This is a genomic window from uncultured Fretibacterium sp., assembly GCF_938030725.1.
In the GTDB taxonomy this organism is placed as follows: domain Bacteria; phylum Synergistota; class Synergistia; order Synergistales; family Aminobacteriaceae; genus Fretibacterium.
In genome coordinates, this window is sequence record NZ_CALHIQ010000042.1 from 13,697 (window position 1) to 31,647 (window position 17,951).

At 61.7% G+C, this 17,951-nt stretch carries 14 protein-coding genes and 1 pseudogene; 11 read left to right on the forward strand and 4 right to left on the reverse strand.

Going from position 1 to position 17,951, the window contains the following annotated elements:
* Positions 1-118 precede the first annotated feature (118 nt).
* The 3 genes from Q0629_RS02770 to Q0629_RS02780 are packed head-to-tail and all read right to left on the reverse strand — an operon-like array spanning position 119 to position 5,234.
* Positions 119-2,245, reverse strand: a complete 2,127-nt coding sequence (locus Q0629_RS02770) for a proton-conducting transporter membrane subunit (RefSeq protein WP_298778652.1) — start codon at positions 2,243-2,245, stop codon at positions 119-121.
* A complete protein-coding gene (locus Q0629_RS02775; RefSeq protein WP_298778655.1) occupies positions 2,242-3,732 on the reverse strand; it encodes a proton-conducting transporter membrane subunit in 1,491 nt (496 codons plus the stop codon). The genes Q0629_RS02770 and Q0629_RS02775 overlap by 4 nt, the downstream gene beginning before the upstream one ends.
* An 8-nt stretch (positions 3,733-3,740) precedes the next feature.
* Complete coding sequence (locus Q0629_RS02780) at positions 3,741-5,234, reverse strand: proton-conducting transporter membrane subunit (protein WP_298778658.1); 1,494 nt, start codon at positions 5,232-5,234, stop codon at positions 3,741-3,743.
* Positions 5,235-5,554: 320 nt separating this feature from the next.
* On the opposite strand from Q0629_RS02780, the gene Q0629_RS02785 reads away from it, so the two are divergent.
* On the forward strand, positions 5,555-6,280 hold the full coding sequence (locus Q0629_RS02785) for a sulfite exporter TauE/SafE family protein (protein WP_298778661.1): 726 nt from the start codon (positions 5,555-5,557) through the stop codon (positions 6,278-6,280).
* Positions 6,281-6,410: 130 nt separating this feature from the next.
* On the opposite strand, the gene Q0629_RS02790 is transcribed toward Q0629_RS02785, so the two are convergent.
* Positions 6,411-7,622, reverse strand: coding sequence for a M20 family metallopeptidase (locus Q0629_RS02790; RefSeq protein WP_298778664.1), 1,212 nt, complete (start codon positions 7,620-7,622; stop codon positions 6,411-6,413).
* A gap of 497 nt (positions 7,623-8,119) precedes the next feature.
* Between Q0629_RS02790 and Q0629_RS02795 the strand changes: the two genes are divergently transcribed.
* From Q0629_RS02795 to Q0629_RS02840, 10 genes and pseudogenes are all read left to right on the forward strand, one after another.
* Positions 8,120-9,664, forward strand: coding sequence for an ABC transporter substrate-binding protein (locus Q0629_RS02795; RefSeq protein ID WP_298778666.1), 1,545 nt, complete (start codon positions 8,120-8,122; stop codon positions 9,662-9,664).
* Positions 9,665-9,786: 122 nt separating this feature from the next.
* Entirely contained in the window at positions 9,787-10,710 is a 924-nt protein-coding gene (locus tag Q0629_RS02800; RefSeq protein WP_298778669.1) for an ABC transporter permease, read from the forward strand.
* A gap of 26 nt (positions 10,711-10,736) precedes the next feature.
* On the forward strand, positions 10,737-11,570 hold the full coding sequence (locus Q0629_RS02805) for an ABC transporter permease (RefSeq protein WP_298778686.1): 834 nt from the start codon (positions 10,737-10,739) through the stop codon (positions 11,568-11,570).
* Between the two features lie 9 nt (positions 11,571-11,579).
* The gene (locus tag Q0629_RS02810) at positions 11,580-12,584 is read left to right on the forward strand and encodes an ABC transporter ATP-binding protein (RefSeq protein WP_298778672.1); all 1,005 of its coding nucleotides are present in this window, start codon (positions 11,580-11,582) and stop codon (positions 12,582-12,584) included.
* Between the two features lie 12 nt (positions 12,585-12,596).
* Entirely contained in the window at positions 12,597-13,577 is a 981-nt protein-coding gene (locus tag Q0629_RS02815) for an oligopeptide/dipeptide ABC transporter ATP-binding protein (RefSeq protein WP_298778675.1), read from the forward strand.
* A complete protein-coding gene (locus Q0629_RS02820; RefSeq protein ID WP_298778678.1) occupies positions 13,561-14,157 on the forward strand; it encodes a hypothetical protein in 597 nt (198 codons plus the stop codon). Before Q0629_RS02815 ends, Q0629_RS02820 begins: the two co-directional genes overlap by 17 nt.
* Positions 14,150-14,866 (forward strand): GntR family transcriptional regulator, encoded by a 717-nt coding sequence (locus Q0629_RS02825; RefSeq protein WP_298778680.1) that lies wholly within the window; start codon positions 14,150-14,152, stop codon positions 14,864-14,866. Before Q0629_RS02820 ends, Q0629_RS02825 begins: the two co-directional genes overlap by 8 nt.
* An 81-nt stretch (positions 14,867-14,947) precedes the next feature.
* Complete coding sequence (locus tag Q0629_RS02830; RefSeq protein WP_298778682.1) at positions 14,948-15,937, forward strand: uroporphyrinogen decarboxylase family protein; 990 nt, start codon at positions 14,948-14,950, stop codon at positions 15,935-15,937.
* A gap of 30 nt (positions 15,938-15,967) precedes the next feature.
* Positions 15,968-17,278, forward strand: coding sequence for an L-serine ammonia-lyase, iron-sulfur-dependent, subunit alpha (locus Q0629_RS02835; protein WP_298778684.1), 1,311 nt, complete (start codon positions 15,968-15,970; stop codon positions 17,276-17,278).
* Positions 17,279-17,628: 350 nt separating this feature from the next.
* Positions 17,629-17,951, forward strand: a pseudogene (locus Q0629_RS02840) (hypothetical protein); the annotation flags it as partial.

Below are 17,951 nucleotides of genomic sequence, written 5' to 3' on the forward strand. Positions count from 1 at the left end.
TGGCGGGAACGCACGGGGCGTCCCGCCATCATGCGCCGCAGCGCCGTAACATAATGGCATATCCCCCTTGCGGGGGGAAGGGTTTTTTTACGAGTCTGCCTCTGCGGCGCCGGCGGCTTCAACTCCGTGTTGCCATGAAGATCGCGAAGAGGATCGCGAAGGCCGCCAGCGCGCAGGCCATGGGCAGGCAGCGGGAGTTGTCGGACGGCGGTTCTGCCCCGGGCCTCCACGGGTCGGCCTCGTCCCTGGGACGGGTGCGGCACCCGTCCTCCGCGCGCTCCAGCGCCGACAGGATGGGGACGCTTGTCAGCGCGTCCAGGGCGCGAGCCGTGGAGGCCCCGATGCGGGGTAGGTCGCTCAGGAACGCCTCTACGGTGCGGTTCAGTGCAGGGGCGGCGAGCCTCCCGACCCGGAGGGGCAGGGTCAGGAGCGCTGAGGCCGCCCGGTCCATCGCCGTGGCGAAGGTGCCGCCCAGGAAGGGGAGAGCGCAGAGCAGGAGGGGGCGGTAGAGCGCTCCCTCCAGGTCCAGTCCGTCGGGCCAGCGGTTCAGGAAACGATAGCGCGCGCCCGGCGCGCGCTGCATCAGGAGGCGGCGGATGAACAGCGCGTAGACTGCCGTGCCGATGACGAGCGGGATTGCGGCCCCGGTCAGGGCCTCCGGCGAGAAGTAATGGACGGGGTGGTGCTCTGTGGGGCCGCCCATAAAGGGCGTTGCCATGATGCCGACGGAGTCCGTCAGGTGGTGAGGCAGAGCGCCCAGCAGGGGCAGAAGGAGGGCCGGCAGGGTCAGGGCTGCGGCGCTGACGGGGGTCATGTACCTTCCCTTCGCCTGAGCAGCGATCCGGGGCTCCGGGCGTGCGGCGAACAGGGCGGCGAAGAGCTTGAGGACGTAGGCGACGCTGAGTCCGCCGCTGACGAGGAAGGTCCACTCGACCAGGCTGAAAAACTGCGGCTCCGTCAGCCCCAAGACGTTCAGGAAGGCGGGGACGGCGCCCGCGCTGCCGCGGGCCTCCAGCAGGTACAGGTGTTCCAGGATGCTCTCGTGCAGCAGCGTCTTGGCGATGTAGCCGTTCCAGAGGGGCATTCCCATCAGCCCTAGAGCCCCCATGGAGAAGGCGAAGCAGAACAGCGGCTTGCCGCGGCCGAACCCCTGAACGTCGTTCAGGTCCAGCGCTCCGGTGTTCATGTGAACGACGCCGGCGGACAAAAAGAGCACCAGTTTGACCAGCGAGTGCCCGACCATGTAGAGCGCGACGCCGCGCGCAGCCAGGTCGTTCTTCGGCCCCAGGAAGCCCAGCATGGCGACACCCGTCAGAATGAAGCCGAGCTGTGACATGGAGGAGCAGGCCAGAGTCCTCTTGAGGTTGACGGAGAAGACGCCCAGAACCGCTCCAAGGACCATCGTCACGAGGGCTGGCAGCAACAGGATCAGGGCCCAGGTCGGGTCGTGGCGGAACAGGGTGGCGCTGAGCATCAGGATGCCGAAGACCCCCGTCTTGGTCAGGAGGCCGGAGAGCAGCGCGCTGGAGGGCGCGGGGGCTGCGGCGTGAGCGGGGGGCAGCCACACGTGCAGCGGGAAGATCGCCGCCTTGGCCGCGAAGCCGACGAGCGTCAGGAGTCCCGGACCCAGGAGGTCCTCTGCCCGCGCCTCCAGGACGGCGGGGGACAGCGAGTCGAGGTCCAGCGTGCCGAGCTCCCGGTAGAGCAGGACCAGACCCAGGAGCGTCGCCATGCCGCCGATGATGGTGACGGCCAGGTAGGTCTGGGCTGCGCGGGCCGCCTCCGGCGTCTCATCCTGCGCCACCATGACGTAGGAGGAGAGGGACATCATCTCGAAGAACAGGAAGGTGGTGAAGAGGTCCGCCGAGAGGAAGACGCCCATCATGGTGCCCTGGGTGATGAGGACGAAGAGGTGGTAGCGCCTGCAGTTTTTGTGGTGCGTCAGGTACTCGCTGGAGAAGATTGCGGCCACGGCCCACATGAACGCGGTGAGTGCCGCGTAGATCAGGCGAAAGCCGTCGAGCCTCAAGGACAGGCCCAGCCCACAGACCCCCTTCAGGGTGAAGGAGGCGTCCGTAAGGCCGCGGCAGAAGCAGACGGCGGCCAGTTCGATCAGCGTGACGGCCCAGACGGCGCAGTCCAACACACGCCTGTCGGAGCGCCCGATGGCGAAGGCGAGCGCACCTCCTGCCGCGGGCCACAGCACGAGGAGGGGAAGCATGTAGCTGCCGCTTGCGGACGTCATGGGATCGCCTCCGGCAGGGTGCCGGGCACGGCCCGTTCAAAGAAGCCGAGGACGGGTTCGGCCCAGAGGCCAAGGAGCAGCGCACCGGCGGCCAGGAGCCCGATGGGGATGAGCATGGCGGGACCTGGATCCGTGATGCCGTAGTTGGCGGCGCGGAGGTTGAAGCCCCTCCCCGGCATGACGGCGACGCAGAGGACCTGCAGGACGTAAAACGTCGTGAGGAGCGCAGAGGTCAGCATGGCCGCCAGCCCGAAGAACCCGATCGGGGAGGAGGCTCCCGCAGAGGCGGCGGCGACGCCGAGCCGCCACTTCGCGATGAAGCCCGCCATGGGGGGCAGGCCAACGAGCGCCAGGGCCGACAGGAGAAAGGCCAGAAACGTCGCCGGCATCCCAAAACCCCAGCCGCGCATGTCGAATAGGAACCTCCGCCCCGACTGGCACAGGATGGCGCCGGCGCAGAAGTAGAGGTTTGCCTTGATCAGCGCGTGGGCGGCCATCTGCGTCATGCCGGCGGACAACCCGGAGGGGGTCAGGAGCAGAGCGCCCAACAGGGCGTAGGCCAGCTGTCCAATGGTGGACCAGGCCAGGCGCAGCTTGAGCCGTTGAGAGGACAGGGCCATGCACGCTCCGTAGACCGTCGTGACGCAGGCCAGGGCGAAGGCCGCCAGGTGCGCCCAGCTGCCGTTCAGGACGTCGGGGCCGAAGACGTACCACGTGAGGCGGACGATGGCGAAGACGCCCGCGTTCGCCACCGCGACGGCGTTGAGGATCGCGGAAGCGGGCGCCGGGGCCTCGGCGGAGGCGAGGGGCCAACCGCGCAGTGGCAGGAGGGCGCTCTCCAGCCCGAATCCGAGGAAGCCCAGGAGGTAGATGAGGTACAGCAGGTCCGGCTTCCTCAGCGCGTCGGAAGGAAGGCAGCCTCCGGGCACGAAGTCCACGTTCCCGATGAAGGCCGTGGCGAAGGCCAGGGAGAGCAGGGTACAGAAGGAGCCCCAGGCCATAGGGAGCGCGCGCGCCGCCTCGGCGATGCTCTGTCCCTCACGCCTCATGATGGGCAGGACGCTCAGGGGCAGGAGTTGAGAGAACAGGCAGAGCGTCGCCAGGTTCGCCGCCAGGGCCACGCCCGCAGCCGCACCGTAGGCCAGGACGAAACAGGCGAAGAAGGGCTTGGCGCGATGCGGAGTGCGGCCCATGTAGTCGAGCCCGTAGAGGGCGACGAAGGGCCAGAGGCACGCCAGCAGTGCGGCGAAGGCCGCCCCGGCTCCATCCATGCGGAGGGCCAGGGAGAGGTCGCGCGAGAGGCGGAGCAGCGTCAGCGTTCCCACGGGGGGCCGGACTGCAAGGTACAGGAGGAGGGCGCTGTTCAAGAGGACGGTGCCTCCGACGAAAGCGCAGAAGCCCGCGCGGCTTTTGAAATGCCTGAGCATTAGCGCCGCCGCGGCCAGCGCAGGAAGGAGGATGGGGAGGAGCAGGGCTCTGGCGTCCATGGCGGGCCTCAGAGGATCGCTGCCGCGATGTCGTCGAAGCAATGGACGAGGGGGCCGGACAGGACGCCCGTGAGGAGGGACCCTGCGCTCAGCAGGTACTGGGGCAGGCGCATGTTGACGGACATGTGGACGGGCTGGAGGTGGCTGTCGTCGAACTTCGCGCCCGGAAAGAAGGCGTCCGTGATGATGGGCATGAGGTAACCCGCGGTGAGGATGGCGCTGATGAGCAGGACGACGATCCCGGTGATGCCCAGCCAGCCCAGCGTCGGGTCGATGGCCCCCACGGCGGCGTACCACTTGGCCGTAAAGCCGCCCGTGACGGGAAGGCCGATGAGGGAGAGGGAGGCCAGGGTGAAGCAGGACATGGTGATGGGGAGCACCCGTCCCACCCCCTTGAGCTGGTCCGTGAAGTGGTAGTTGGAGGTGGGCATGGTGAAGTAGATGACGACGCCCGCGCTGAGAAAGAGGCAGGTCTTGGCGAAGGCGTGGGCCAGCACCTGCAGCAGCGCTCCCGCCACCCCCGACGGCGTCAGGAGCATCATGGCGAACACGACGTAGGAAACCTGGCTGATGGAGGAGTAGGCGATGCGCTTTTTCAGGTGCTTTTCCAGATAGGCCAGCATGGAGCCGACCAGGATGGTGAGGAGCGCCGTGCAGATGACGGCCGTCTGCACCCAGGTGCCCCGCAGGAAGCTTGCCCCAGCGAGGAAGTAGACGACGCGGAACATCGCCACGATGCCTGCCTTGGTGATGAGCCCGGACAGCACGGCGCTGGCCGGCGTGGGGGCCACGGGGTGTGCGATGGGCAGCCAGGCGTGCAGGGGATACAGGCCCGCCTTTGCCCCAAAGCCGATGAGGGTGACGAAGGTGACGGTCAAGAGCGTGTTACGCTGGGCGGGGTCCGTCACCGCCCCCATGACGCCGCCCGGGGTGAACTCCGTGGAAACGCCGCAGGCCTGAAAGAAGAAGAAGCCGCCGAGGGCCAGCCCCGCCCCGGTGAGGGAGTAGAAGAGGTACTTCACGCCCCCGCTGATGGCCTCCGTCCGCTGGGAGTGCATGACCAGCGGAAGCGTCATGAAGGTCAAAAGCTCGAAGAAGAGGTAGAGCGTCAGGAAGTTGGCTGCGCAGGCGACGCCGTTCAGGATGCCACAGGTCGCCAGGAAGAAGGCGAAGAATCGGTCCTCCGGTGGACGGTGTTGCAGGTACTCGAATGCGTAGAGGGTGACGAGGGGCCAGATGAAGGCGATGAGAAGGATGAAGACCCTGGCCAGGGCGTCCATACGGAGGGCCAGCCGCAGGGAGTCCGTGGCACGCCACAGCACGAGGAGCTCCCCGTTTGAACAGAACGCGGCCGCGCAGGCCAAAAGCCCGCTGAGGATGGTGGACAGTTCGACGTAGACGTGTCTTTGCCGGTCGTCATGGATGTGGTGAAGCAGCAGAAAGACCCCTGCAAGGATGGGAAAGATGACCGGAAAGAGCGTCAGCAGTGCCTGATTCGTCATGAGAGTGCGCCTCCTCATTAGGGTTAGAGTTCAGGATTAGGGAACGCGCTGGGACCCGTGGGGGCGGCGAACGACCCTCCGGTCGCTCCCGCCGTCCCCACCATTATAAAGCATAACGGTCATAAGGACCGGGTGTGGGCAGGATGCGGGGATGCGAGGCGGCCCGAATGTTATAATGAATGCAAATCGTGCCTGCAATCGCGCATCGCTGAAGGCCTGACGCGGCTTTTTTCGTGGCTTCGACCACTCAGGCTTTATAGGTTCGCAGGATGCTCCTAAGCCAGCGCGCCCCATACCGGGGAAAAGATGGAGATGATCGGATGGATTGGGTTGTGGCAACGGCGATGATGGGCGTAACCGTCGTCGGTGGCGTCGTCGCAAGTGTGTGCGGTTTCGGCTTTGGGGCAGTGGCCATGGCGACGTGGCCGTACTTCCTTCCCTACCAGCAAGCTGTAGCCGTCTCGGCGCTCTGTGGGCTCAGCACGGCGCTGATGATCGCCGTGCCGCACCATCGCAGCATAAACTTCAAGATCCTGCTGCCCTGCTCGCTTGTGGCCCTGTGCTGTTCAGCGGCGTCGGTGCAGCTGTCCCTGGGGGCTGCGGAAAAGCTCATGATCCACGCACTGGGCGCGATGCTGATCGCCGTGTGCCTTTATTCTCTCTTCCTGGGCGGAACGATCCGCATCAAGGGCACGGCGCTGAACGGCGTCATCGCGGGAGCCATTGGGGGCACCTGTGCGGGACTTTTTTCCGTCGGCGGGCCCCCGATAGCGATCTATCTCCTGGCTGCGACGGACAGCAACGACGAGTACCGCGCGACGCTGAACGCCAGCTTTTGCTTCACCTCCGGCATCTCGACGTTCGTGCGATGGCACAACGGCGTCATCACGTCCACGACGTTTCATTTATGGCTGCTCATGCTGGCAGCGCTTGCCCTTGGCGTCTTCCTCGGCAACAAGATATTTTATCGACTGGACGCAAAGAGGCTGCGCTTTGCCGTGTACGGCTACATGGCCATCTCCGGCGTGACGATGCTGTTCAAGTGATGGGTATGCCCCATTCCAATCCACGTTGACGCGAGGCGGCGAAGGGGGGGCGTGAGCGGCCCCCGTCTTCACCGGCTGTGAGGTGAGCGCCCGTCAGGCGCCGAAAGGGCCCCTGACAGGCGCTGTTCTTTTATTGTATGGTTGGAGCGGTGGGCGCTCCATTCAACTCCAGCACGGCCTGAACGAAAAAACCCGCCCCCACGGGAAGGGCTTCCTCGTCAAAGACGAAGGTGGGGCTGTGGAACCGGGTCGGTTCTTTGCCCTCCTGCCGGATGCCCAGCCGAGCGAAACAAGAGGCCGGAATCTTTTCGCAGTAGCAGGCGTAATCCTCCGAGCCCATGCGCGCCTGGCTCATCGTCTTGACGTGTTCTTCGCCGAGCAGTTTCGCGGCAGCGGAACGCATGGCGTGAACCACGTCGGGATCGTTGACCAAGGGCGGCACGCCGTAAGCGTAGTCAAGCTCGTGAGTGCAGTTGTATCCGGCAACGATGGAGCCGATCATGTGGTCCATCACATCCCTGATCCTGCTGCGGCTTGCCGGGGACTGACAGCGGACAGAGCCGCCGAAGGTCACTTCGGCGGGGATGATGTTCTTCGCCGTTCCGCCGTGGATGGTGCAAATCGAAAGGACGACGGGATCGATGGCGTTGAACTGACGGGTGATCAGGCCCTGTAGCGACATGACGCAGTTGGCCGCGGCGAGCAGAGCGTCTGCCCCCGAATTGTGGGGGTATGCGCCGTGTCCGCCGACGCCCCTGACGGTGACGGAGAACGTGTCGGAGGAGGCCATGCTGGGGCCTTCGCGGAAGGCGATGTCGCCCGTAGCGAATTCAGCGATGCCGTGCTGGCCAAGGATGACGTCTACGGTTGGATTCTCAAGGCAGCCGAGGCGAATCATCAGCTCCGATCCTCCAAGGGTTTCTTCGGCAGGTTGAAAGATGAGTTTGACCACGCCGCTGAAGCGATCGCGCATCGTCATGAGGATCTTTGCAGCCCCCAGAAGCATTGCGGTGTGGGCGTCGTGCCCGCAGGCGTGCATCACGCCCGCAACTTCCGATGCGTCGGGGCCCGCAGCCTCCTCCTGAATCGGCAGGGCGTCCATGTCGGCCCTGAGGGCGATCACCTTGCCGGGGGCGTTTCTCTGGCCACGAACGATTCCCACGACGCCGACCTGCGTGTCCAGGGACTGAAGTTCGACGCCGAGCTTTTTCAGCTCGGAACGCACGAAGGCTGCGGTTTCGATTTCGTGCATGCCCAGTTCGGGATGACGGTGGATGCGACGTTTACATTCCACGAGGTAGTCCCGTATAGATCGCGCTTTCTCCATGATCTCTGAAGCCATGATCTTCCTCCTGACTGACTTTCCTTTTGCCCCCTGCCGAGAAGAGTGTTGCACGTACGAAGGGTGAGGGCAATCTTAATTCCGATCGACGCGTGACGAACGCCCTGCATATTGTATACAACTTTGCCTCCTTTGCATAATTGGTTAAAGCGTTAGGCTCCGCTAATTAAATTTAGAACCTTAGTTTTATCCTGGGCAATAGGAGAATGAATAGGCTGTTTTTCGTATTTTTTGTTGCAGACAGGAGGGTTTGTCCCCGTGAAGCTGTTGCGCTCTGTCGCATTGAAAAGTTTAAGCAGGCTTGCATTTTGTATATTATTTGCTAGAATCAGGGAAGCCGTGGATATTATTTGGAGATGATGAATTTTATGGCCGAGTGTGGGGGGCTTGGCCTCCAATGGATGTGTCCACGACGCAATGCGGCTACGATAGGGGAAGTGCAGCAGCGCCTGGTGTCATTGTCGTAACATCTTGATTCAGGAAGGAGTCCTTTGTTTATGAAGAAGACGTTCGCGCTTTGTTTTGCTCTGGCCATGTTGTATGCCGGGGTGGCCTTTGCCGCTTCGAGGGGTGAAACCCTTCGTGTCGGAGTTTCCATCGACGCGAAGAACTTCGACCCGCAGAACGCGGTCGATACCTATTCTTTCTCCATGCAGAAGCAAATTTACGAGCCGCTTTTCACCGTTGACGGCAAGACGCGCAAACTGACGCCGGTGCTGGCTGAAAAGGTTGAGGTGCTTGATGACCACACCTACAAGTTCTATCTTCGTAAGGGCGTCAAGTTTCACAACGGCGAGGAGTTCACGGCGGACGATGTCGTGTTCTCGCTGACGCGCGTGACCGATCCCAAGAGCTCCGTGTTCGCCAACTCGAAGGGCGTATGGATTGACCCCAAGGGTTTTGAGGTGATCGACAAGCACACGGTGATCGTGCGCACGAACGGCCCTGTCGGCGGCTGGCTTGGCTCGATGAAACACCCCTACGCCATGATCCTGAATCGCAAGGCCGTTGAGGAGGCTGGAGCCGACTACTTCCGCAAGCCGGTTGGGACCGGTCCCTACAAGTTCGTCAGTTGGACGAAGGGCGAGCGGGTCGAAATGGAAGCGTTTGACGACTATTGGGGTGAGAAGCCCTACGCCAAGAAGCTGACCTTTGTCGTTCTGCCGGACGACAGCACCCGTATCATCGCTCTCGAGACGGATAAGGTCGATATGATCTACGCTGTGCCGCCCTCGGACTTCGAGCGTCTGCAGAACAGCGATCGCGTCAAGGCCGTTAAGGCTCCTGGCCTGGTCCTGCTGCACCTGGCCATGAACATGGACAGCCCCAAGCTGAAGGACCCCCGTGTGCGTAAGGCGATCGACGCGGCGATCAACAAGGAAGCCTATGTTCAGGTCGTCTACAACGGCAACGGCATCCCCGGCGAGGGCCCCCTGCCCACGGCCTCCTCATGGTTCCCTGAGAACCCCGAGAAGTGGGGTTACGACCCCGATCTGGCCAAAAAGCTCCTGGAGGAAGCCGGCGTCAAGGACCTCGAGCTGAACCTCTGGGTGATGAACGCTGCTGACCGCGTCAACGGCGCGACCGTGCTGCAGAGCATGTTGGGTGCCGTCGGCATCAAGGTCAACGTCTCCGTGTTCGAGAACGCCGTCATCAGTGACAAGGTGCGCAAAGAGCCCGAGAAGTACGATATGTACGCCGCCACCTGGGGCATGCAGACCAATCGCGACGCAGGGGTTTACTGGCAGTCGGTCATCACCACGACCTCCATTGCCAGCACCAACTCGGCCCGCATCTCCGATCCTGAGATCGATAGCCTGATGGACGAGGCCAACCACAGCGTCGACGAGGAAAAACGCGGTCAGGTCTTCCAGAAGATCTGGGATCGCGTCAACGATCTGCACCCGTGGGTCTACCTGTGCCAGGCCGACGAGCTTCACGGCGCGCAGAAGGACCTGATCGGCGTCGATGAGCTTTACGACGGAAAGATCAACCTGCTTACCAATATCCACTATCCCGAGCAGACCGAGCGTCTGAAGTAGCTTTCGCCTTTGTAAGGTCGGAGTGTATTGGCCTCCGACCTTACAAAGCCCCTTTAATTCACTTCCCCTATGAAATTTTTTTGTTTTTTGCGACAGAACTCAAGGAAAAAGGTGATGCTCCCGTGCTGAAGTACGCTATCCGCAGAATTTTCATGCTGATCCCCGTTATCCTGAGCGTCATGTTCATCCTCTTCTCCATTCTTTACTTTACGCCTGGAGACCCGGCCCGCATCGCCCTTGGCGAAGAAGCTACGCCTGAAACCATCGAGTCGTTTCGCCGTGAGCATGGATTGGACGATCCTTTCCTTGTTCAGTTTGGCCGGTACGTTTACAATGCCGTGACAAAGTTTGACCTGGGGTACTCCTACAACATGAAAAGCCCCGTCTCTCAGGAGCTGGCGATTCGCATCCCGACGACGATGAAGCTGGCGTTTGCTGCGGTGCTCTTCAGCACGCTCCTGGGTTTGCCGCTGGGAATTCTCAGCGCGATCAGGCAATACTCGCTGCTGGACAGCGTGGTGACCGTCTTTATCCTTCTGGGCGTCTCGATGCCGACATTTTGGACGGGACTTTTGCTCATTCTGGCTTTTTCGGTCAAGCTGGGCTGGCTGCCCTCGATGGGCTTTGACACATTGAGCGAGATGGTGCTGCCCGTCGTCACCCTTTCCGGCTCCTCGACGGCCTTGTTCGCGAAGATGACGCGGTCGAGTATGCTGGAGGTGATCAAATCGGATTACATCAGGACCGCCCGTGCCAAGGGGCAGAAGGGGAGTGTCGTGATCTGGCGCCACGCCCTGCCGAACGCACTGATCCCTGTCATGACGATCATCAGCATGCAGTTTGGCACGCTGTTGGGTGGCTCGATCGTCACGGAGGCGATCTTCTCCATCTCCGGCGTCGGCCGCCTGATGCTCGATGCCATCAACCTGCGCGACTACCCCATCATTCAAGGAGGCGTCCTGTTCATCTCCATGGCCTACTGCTTCATCAACCTGGCCGTCGATCTGCTGTACGCGGTGGTCGATCCGCGCATTCACGTCAAGTAGGGGGGACTGTCGTGAAGAATAACTCCATGCTCAAGTACACGATGATCCGTCTGCGCCGCAGCTACCTGGCGCTGTTCGGGCTCTTTATCCTGCTCGTGCTGATCGTTTGCGCCATCTTCGCCGATCAACTGGCGCCTTACGGCTACGCCCAGCAGGATTATATGATGATCTGCAAGCCTCCTTCGGCGCTCCATTGGCTGGGGACCGACGAGTTCGGGCGCGACATCCTCAGCCGTCTCATCTACGGCTCTCGGATCTCCCTGCAGGTCGGACTGATCGCCGTCTCCATCTCGCTGGTGGTGGGAGGGCTGATCGGTGCGGTCTCCGGGTACTTCGGCGGCAGGTTGGACAACGTCCTCATGCGCTTGATGGACGTTCAGATGGCCATTCCCACGATCCTGATGGCCATCGTCATCTCGTCCGTCCTCGGGCCGGGTTTGTTCAACTTGATGGTTGCCGTGGGCATCACCTATATCCCCAAGTTTGCCCGTCTGACGCGCGCCTCCGTGCTCTCCATCAAGGATCAGGAGTTCATTGAAGCGGCCCGCGCCATGGGCGCTTCTCACAAGCGCATCATCTGTCTTTACATCCTGCCCAACTGCGCCGCGCCGCTTATCGTGCAATCGACGCTGAGCGTGGCCAACGCGATTTTGTTTGCCGCGACTCTGAGCTTCCTCGGCCTGGGCATTCAGCCGCCCTATCCTGAATGGGGAGGTATGCTCTCCGCAGCGCGCCCGTACCTGCGCAACAGCGCACACATGAGCATCTTCCCCGGGCTGGCCATCATGTTCACGATCCTTTCCCTGAACTTCCTCGGCGACGGTCTGCGCGACGCGCTTGACCCCAAACAGAAGCGTTAGGTGGGCACTATGGGTGAAAATAAGGACATTCTTCTGGACATTAAGGACCTTTCCGTGCAGTTCAACACGGATTCAGGGGTGGTGAAGGCGGTCAACCACCTGAACATGAAGCTGGAGCGCGGAAAGTCGCTCGGTTTCGTCGGGGAGACGGGGGCTGGCAAGACGACGACGGCTCTCTCCATCCTTCAGTTGGTGCAGACTCCTCCCGGCCAGATCGCCAGCGGCGAGATCCTCTTTAACGGGGTCGACGTCTGCAAGATGACGGAGACCGAAAAGCGTCGACTGCGCGGCGGCGACATTTCCATGATCTTTCAAGACCCGATGACCTCGTTGAACCCGATCATGACCGTCGAGGACCAGATCATGGAGATGGTCTCCCTGCACTTGAAGTTAAAAGGAGGGGCGGTTCGCGATCGAGCCATCGAGATGCTTCGCCTGGTCGGCATTCGCCCCGAACGCGCCAGGGACTTCCCGCACCAGTTTTCGGGCGGAATGCGACAGCGCGTGGTGATCGCCATTGCTCTGGCCTGTCGCCCTCAGTTGATCATTGCCGATGAGCCAACCACGGCGCTCGACGTGACGATTCAGGCCCAGGTGCTGGAGCTGATCAAAAAGCTGCAGCAGAGCGAGAAAACGTCGATGCTCCTCATCACTCATGACCTGGGCATCGTGGCGGAGACCTGCGACAACGTGGCGATCATGTATGCAGGGCATCTCATTGAGTACGCTGACCTCAAAAGCCTCTACACCGCGCCGAAGCATCCCTACACGCAGGGACTGTTCAACGCGGTGCCCACGCTCGAGAGTCCGCTCGGAAGTCGGCTGGCTGTGATTCCCGGGTTGCCGCCCGACCCGACGAACCTGCCGAAGGGCTGTTCCTTCTCGCCGCGCTGTCCTTATGCGAAGGACCTGTGTTATGAAAAGCCCTGCGGCATGCAGGAAGTGGAGGCGGGGCATTTCGTCGATTGTTACTTCCCGCTGACCCCTGCGTCGGGCAACGCGTTCCTGCAGTGAGGTGGAATGGTTATGAGCGATAAACCGGATAAGTTCATCGAAGTAAAACATCTGAAAAAGTATTTCACCGTTTCCAGCGGATTGCTTCACGCCGTTGACGACGTGTCGCTCGACATCCCCCGCGGCAGGACGCTGGGGTTGGTGGGGGAGTCGGGCTGCGGGAAGTCCACGCTGGGACGCGTGATCATCGGTCTGATCGAGGCGAGTGGCGGTGAGGTGCTGTTCGACGGAGAGGACTCGCTGAAGTTCGAGGGGGTGAAACGCAGTGAATTTCGCCGTCGCGCCCAGATCGTCTTTCAGGACCCCTTCTCGTCGCTGAACCCTCGCATGTCCGTGTCGCAGCTTATTGCCGAACCGCTGATCATCAATGAGATCTGTCGTTCTCACAAGGAGCTGAACGAAAAAATCGGCGAGCTCATGGACCTGGTCGGGTTGGCCTCGCGTTTGACGACTTCCTTCCCCCACGAGCTGGACGGCGGACGCCGCCAAAGGATAGGCATCGCCCGTGCCCTTGCGCTCGACCCAGAGTTTATCGTCCTCGACGAGCCGGTCTCGGCGCTGGACGTGTGTATTCAGGCACAGGTCCTCAACTTGCTCGCCGATCTGCGGGAGCAGCGAGGGTACACGTACCTCTTCATCTCGCACAACCTGTCGGTGGTCCGCTACGTCTCCGACGAGGTCGCGGTCATGTACCTCGGCAACGTGGTGGAAAAGGCGGACAACAGCACGCTGTTCAAGTCGCCGCTGCATCCCTACACGCAGGCTCTGCTTTCGGCCGTCCCCGTCGCCAGCGTCGAGCCGAAAAAACAGCGAATCATCCTCGAGGGAGACGTGCCCAGTCCGGTCAACCCTCCGGCCGGCTGTCGCTTTGCAGGGCGCTGTGCGCTTCGCGAGGACGCCTGCACGAGCGAAACGCCCGCACTGGTCGAAATCGAACCGGGACATTTCGTCGCATGCCACAGGCTGAAGGATCAGCTTGTTCGCCAGGCCTGACGCTCCAGGACAGCGCGAGAGCGCGGAGCGGACGCTGCGTTGGTTCTGCGGCGTCCCCGTGCTCACTAACCCGCTGCTCCTGATGGACCTGGCTTCGGCGCTGGTGATCCTTTGGTTTGTTACCGTGCTGATCATGGCACTCGCCCAGTTCGTGTTTGGAGGGGGCGCCCTGGAAGGAACGCACCTTACGGCGGCCTCGATCTATGCAAGCTATCTGGTGCTGCTGGTTGGGATACTGTTCGTGGTGGTCTGCCTGCTCTTCTACCGCCGCGGCTATGTGATGTGCTACCGCTTTGAGGACAACGGCGTCTTTGTCGAAACGCTTCGCGCGAGAAACGTGCCGGGGGCGTCGGGACTCCACGTGCGCCCCTTTGCCGTTGGCGTCCCTGAGGAGATCGTGGGCAGCGTGGCGAGGGACGTGGACTGGAGCGACGTGCGGAGCCTTAGGGAGTTGGCTGGGATGAACTCGTTTCAACTGAGGGGAAAGTACGGACGCCTCGCGCAGATCTACTGTCCTGACGAGAAGACCTACCGAGAGGCCCTGGCCTTTGCGAGGAGGAAAGTCGAGCGTCATGCTTAAAGACGGCAAGCGCACCATGAACAAGCAGGTGTACTTGAGTTTGCGCAGCGACATCCTCTCCGGACGATATCACGACGGGCAACAACTGCTGCAGGCCGAGTTGGCGGAGGAATACCACGTCAGCCGCATCCCCGTTCGCGAGGCGCTGATGCAGCTCTCCAGCGAGGGGTTGGTGCAGATCATCCCCTACAAGGGGGCGATCGTCGCCTCCTTGTCCATCGAGGAGCTGCACGAGATCTTTGAGATCCGCTACGCGCTCGAGTCCTTGATCTTGCGTTACGTCGTGCAGAACATCACGGAAGAATCGGCTGCGCGAGTTCACAACCTGCTCCTCGAGTCGACGCAGACGCCGCCGGAGAGACGAAGCCGCAAGACGAACTGGGAATTTCACCGCGCGCTTTATGAGATTGCCGGAAAGCCCCGCCTGCTCGAGCTGATCGAGTCCCAGTACAATAAGATCGATCGGTACGTTCAGATGGATATCACCTTGCCGAACGTGCAGGAGAACGCCTTTAAATCCCACGACGCGATCCTTCAGGCCTGCCGGGTCGGCGATGTGGTGGAGGCGACCGTGTTGCTTCACGAACACATGGTGACGGCACTTCGTCGCCTCGACCGCTTCCTGCAACAGGGGGAACTCCACGCTCCGGACTCGGATCGATCGACCACGCTTTTTATGCCGATGATCAACCGTCGCGAGCTGCGGTAACGCCTGGAAGCCCGGCGAATGTCGTTTAGCGCGCGATAGAGGATTCGTTATGTCATATTATAAATTCAGGAGGTTTTATCGATGTTGACGCACAAACAGAGGATCGAAAACGCCCTTGCGCTGAAGGAGAACGACCGCACGCCCTACAGCATGTGGATGCACTATCCCAATCGCGACCGTCACCCCCGTCGCCTGGCCGAACTGGCGCTCAAGGCGCAGCGGGAATACGCTCTGGACTTCATCAAGTACATGCCCTTTGGACTTTACACCACCATCGATATGGGCGTCGACCTGGACGTGTACGAGGGCTTTGAAAAGGCCCCCACTCAGCATGAGCCCGTCATCAAGGACGTCAAGGACTGGGATCGCATTCGTCCTCTCGACGGAACTCGGGGCGAGTACGCCGTCGTCCTGGAGTCGCAGCGCATCCTCATGGAGATGATGGAGGAGCACGTGCCCTTCCTGCAGACGGTTTTCAGCCCGGCCACCACGCTGGCGAAGATGTGTTCTCCAGCCGTGCTGGTCAGGCACATGCGCGAAGACCCTGTTCGCGTCCATCGTGTGCTGGAGATGGTCACGGACACCACGATTCAATTTGCCCGCGCTTCCGCCGATCTGGGCGCGGACGGCTTCTTCTATGCCTCGCAGCTTTCGGGGCGTCAGACGATGGAAAAGGCCGAGCACGAGGCGTTTGTCGAAAAATATGACCTTGCGATCCTGAATGCCGTTAAAGACAGGACCTGGTTCAACGTGCTGCACCTGCACGGTGCTCAGGTGCGTATCGACGAAGTTCAGCATTACCCCGTGCAGGGGCTGAGCTGGCATGACCGCGATGACGGCCCTTCTATGGATGAGGTCCGTAAGTACAGCACAAAGGCGTTCGTTGGCGGCCTGAGCTGGGGCGAGAATTGGCTGACCAAGACGGAGGAACAGGTCGCCGGTGAGGTGCGGGAGATGTGTGGTCGTCCCGGCCTGATCCTGGGGCCGGGTTGCGTGATCGAGCCGCACACCCCGAAGAAGTTCCTGGATCTGGTTCATAAGACGGTCGTCGACTGTTCGTGTTGTCGCTGATATTGAGCGCTGGAGAGTTTGGGAGGGCCTATGTTCACCATCACTGAGTTTCTGCATGAAGAAGTAAAGCCGGCGTTGGGATGTACCGAGCCGGGGGCGGTGGCGCTGGCGGTCGCCAGGGCGTGCGAGCAGTTGAGCGAGCGGGCGGAGCGACTGGAGGTCGTCGTCAGCGACAACATCTTTAAGAACGGCATCGCTGTCGGAGTGCCGGGGACCGACGGCGAGCGCGGCAACGAGATCGCCGCAGCGCTCGCGGTGTTCTGCGGCCACAGTGCCTACAGCCTTGAGGTGCTGAAGGATGCGACCCTTGATGACCTTCGGAAGGCTAGAGCGTTTATCGCCGACGGCAAACTGACGCTGACGGCCAACGGCCAGGGGGGCGTCTACGTCAAGGCGACGGCTTACGCGGGCGGGGAGTCGGGGACGGCCGTGATCGAGCAGACGCACGGCAACATCACGCTCGTGAAAAAAAACGACACGGTCGTCTTTGAGGCCGTTCCCTCCTGCGACTCTGCCGTGCCAAAGACGACCGCAAAAAGCGCCTCCGTTTCCATTCCCGAGCAGGTGAAGACGATGGGCTTTGAAGAGCTGGTGGCGCTGGCCGACCAGCTCTCGCCTGAGGACGTGGACTACGTCTGGAGGGGCATCGAGATGAACCTGCGCATCTCGGACTTCGGCTTTGACCACAAGGTGGGGCTTGGTCTGGGGCGAACCGTCAGGGCCGCGGCCGGTGCGAACTACAGCACCGATTTGGCCGCTCAGGTGAAGGCGATCTCCGCCGCAGCCTCTGACGCGCGCATGGCGGGTGTGGCACTGCCCGTGATGAGCAGCGCGGGCAGCGGCAATCATGGCATCACCGCGATCCTGCCGGTCTACGTGGTGGGTGCGGCGCATCACAAGTCCCGCGAGGAGATCACCCGCGCTGTGGCCTACAGCCACCTGGCGACGAGCTTCGTCAAGAGCCGCATGGGCCGCCTCAGCCCCGTCTGCGGCTGCGCGGTGGCAGCGGGAGCAGGCGCGGCCGCAGGCATCGTGAACGTCCTGGGTGGCACGGACGCGCAGGCGCAGAAGGCCATGGAACTGGTGCTGGGCAACATCACGGGCATGCTCTGCGACGGAGCGAAGGAGTCCTGTGCGCTCAAGGTCGGCACGGGTGCGACCGAGGCCTTTTACGCGGCGCAGATTGCCTTGGCAGGCGGCGGGATGGCGGTGTCCCAGGGCGTCGTTGACGTGAACAGCTTCACGCGCACGGCGGAGAACGCGGCGCGGCTGAACCGCGAGGGCATGAAGGACGTCGATCACACGATCATCGACATCATCACGCACCGCTGCGTGAGTTGAGTTGACCGACAGGAAATCGTGAGAAGGGGACGGGCGGCCCGTGAGCAAGGGCGAGCGGCAGCCGGAAGGCTCCCCGAAAGTGGGGACGGAGGGCAGAATCTCAAGCTGCCTTCCGTCCCCACTTTGAATAACGCATCGTAGTGTTGAGGTTAGGAGAGGATGCGCACACTCAAACGTGTCACAAACCTGCACGTCCCATGGCGTGGAGACCCCTACATGGGCCCGTAGCCGATCGCGTCGGCCAGGTACAGGAACGCGAGCTGCATGAGGAAGAAGAAAACCTGTAGCGGGAGGATGAACTGGTGCTGAACGCGGTTCATCGCAGATGTTCTAACACAGGGGGACAGCCAATGGGACTTTCTTGGAGCGCAATGCGTAAAGTGTTGGAACATGAGAATATTTGCGATTCCCTCAAGGGGAGGGTACAGTATTTTGTCACTCGGTATAGAGAATCCCATGACGAGGAGGGGCGTGTTGCCGTCCGTCTTGACGGAAACGAGATTTTTAAGTCCAACTTCTACGACGGAGAGATAAAACGCCGTGAAGCATGGAACGAAATCAACGCAAGCAAAGGCAGACCGACGGATTATGCGGAATCTGGCGAACAGATAGAGCTTGAAGCCTTAAATAAGGGCGGCTTCGAGCGATTTGCTTTTGACAATGCTTTTTATCG